Annotated in this window: 2 protein-coding genes; both read right to left on the bottom strand. The window is 68.3% G+C overall.

What is annotated here, in order from left to right:
* The coding region (gene rsmA / locus L995_RS04845; RefSeq protein ID WP_047469695.1) for a 16S rRNA (adenine(1518)-N(6)/adenine(1519)-N(6))-dimethyltransferase RsmA at positions 1–718 on the bottom strand (718 nt) is incomplete at its 3' end.
* Between the two features lie 76 nt (positions 719–794).
* Positions 795–1425: peptidylprolyl isomerase (locus L995_RS04850; protein WP_047469698.1), on the bottom strand; the 631-nt coding region annotated here is incomplete at its 5' end.

Here is a 1425-nt window from a genome sequence, read left to right on the forward strand (position 1 = left end):
CTTCCTCGGCGCGGCGCTGCAGGTCGAACTCCCCGTCAAAGCCCTTGGCTTCCAGCCAGCGCCCCAGCGTGTTGCGCAGGATCTTGCGCCGCTGGCTGAAGGCCACCTGCACCATCTCCTCCAGCAGCTTCGCGTCCAGGGCCGCCGGCGCCTCGCGCGGGACCATGCGCACGACGGCGCTGTCCACCTTGGGCGGCGGATTGAAGCTCTCGGGCGGCACGTACAGCACGCTCTCCATCGCATAGCGCCACTGCAGCATGACCGTCAGCCGCCCATAGGCCGCCGTGGCCGGAGAGGCCACCATGCGGTCGATGACCTCCTTTTGCAGCATGAAGTGCTGGTCCTCGACCACGTCCACCTGCTCGAGCAGGTGAAAGAGGATGGGGCTGGAGATGTTGTAGGGCAGGTTGCCCGCAATGCGCAGCTTGGGCACGCCCAGGCGCGCGGCGATGGCGCGAAAGTCCACCTTGAGCACGTCGGACTCGACCACGTCGAGCTGCTCGTGCAGGCGCAGGCGCACGGCCAGGTCGCGGTCCAGTTCGATCACGGTGAGCCGGCCCAGGCGCTCGACCAGGGGCTGGGTCAGGGCCATCAGGCCCGGACCGATCTCGACCATGGACTGGCCCGGCCGAGGATCGATGGCACGCACGATGCCGTCGATGATGCCGCCATCGGTCAGGAAGTTCTGGCCGAAGCGTTTGCGAGGAATGTGTTTCATAGAAAAAGCAAGGCGGTGCGCCATGGCACCGCCTTCCATTGTGGACTGCCGCAGCCATGGCTGCTTGGGGGGTGTCTTATTGCGGGGGCTCGCGGTACTCGACGTAGGCGCGGCCACGCAGCTCCTGCAGCCAGGTCTGGTAGTCGGTTTCGAGCTTGCGCTCGCGCACCACGTTGCGCACCATTTCGCGCTGCTCGCGCGGCGTCAGCGCGGCCTGGCGGCGCTCGATGAGCTGGATCAGGTGCACACCGAAGCGCGAGACCAGCGGGTCGCTGACCTGCCCGGGCTGCAGCGCATTGAGCACCTGCTCGAACTCGGGCACGAACTGGCCGGGCGAGGCCCAGCCCAGATCGCCGCCGTTGCGCGCGCTGCCGTCCTGCGAGAACTCGCGGGCCAGCGATTCGAAGCTGGCCTGGCCGCTGTCCACGCGGCGCTTGTAGTCGGCCAGGCGCTTGGCGGCATCGGCCTCGGTCATCTGGTCGCCGATGCGCAGCAGGATGTGGCGCGCATGGTTTTGCGTGACCACGGAAGGCATGCCGGCCTGCGACTTCTCCAGCACCTTGAGCACGTGAAAGCCCGCGCCCGAACGGAAGGGGCCGACGATGCCGCCCTGCGGCGTCTGGCCCACGGCCTTGGTGAACAGTTCGGGGTAGCGGTCCAGCGGGCGCATGCCCATGGCGCCGCCGCCCTGGCCGTCGGGCACATCG

Origin of the sequence: Delftia sp. ZNC0008 (genome assembly GCF_000799035.1) — a bacterium.
GTDB classification, from domain to species: domain Bacteria; phylum Pseudomonadota; class Gammaproteobacteria; order Burkholderiales; family Burkholderiaceae_C; genus Comamonas; species Comamonas tsuruhatensis.